This window comes from Mesorhizobium sp. M4B.F.Ca.ET.214.01.1.1, assembly GCF_004791545.1.
GTDB classification, from domain to species: Bacteria; Pseudomonadota; Alphaproteobacteria; order Rhizobiales; family Rhizobiaceae; genus Mesorhizobium; species Mesorhizobium abyssinicae.
Map to the genome: position 1 here is coordinate 1 of NZ_SRUX01000140.1, position 356 is coordinate 356.

Below are 356 nucleotides of genomic sequence, written 5' to 3' on the forward strand. Positions count from 1 at the left end.
ATCGCCAGGATGGCGGCATGATCGAAGGCGAGCGTCAGTTTTTCGCCTTGAGGCGCAAGCACATCGACCGGCCCACCGCTCTCTCCGGCCCAGGGCACATGGATCGCGGCCGGCAGCAGCGCGGGCTTCGCGGCGAGCGCCGCGTCGAAGACCCGCTCCGTGAGCAGCGCCAGATAGGCGACGCTGATGATGCGCATGCGCGGATCGCGATCCACCGCGCCGAACGTGTAGAGCTGTTCGAGAGGCGCCTCGGCCATTCCAGCTTTTTCGCGCAGCACGCGCGCGGCCGCCCCGTCGAGGCTCTCGTCGATGCCGACGAAAGCGGCCGGCAGCGCCCAGCGCCCCGCATGCGGAAG

Annotated in this window: 1 protein-coding gene; it reads right to left on the reverse strand. The window is 69.7% G+C overall.

Translation table 11 applies throughout. The annotated features are described in order from the left end of the window. Positions 1-356: NUDIX domain-containing protein (locus EN857_RS33645; RefSeq protein ID WP_135897702.1), on the reverse strand; the 356-nt coding region annotated here is incomplete at both ends.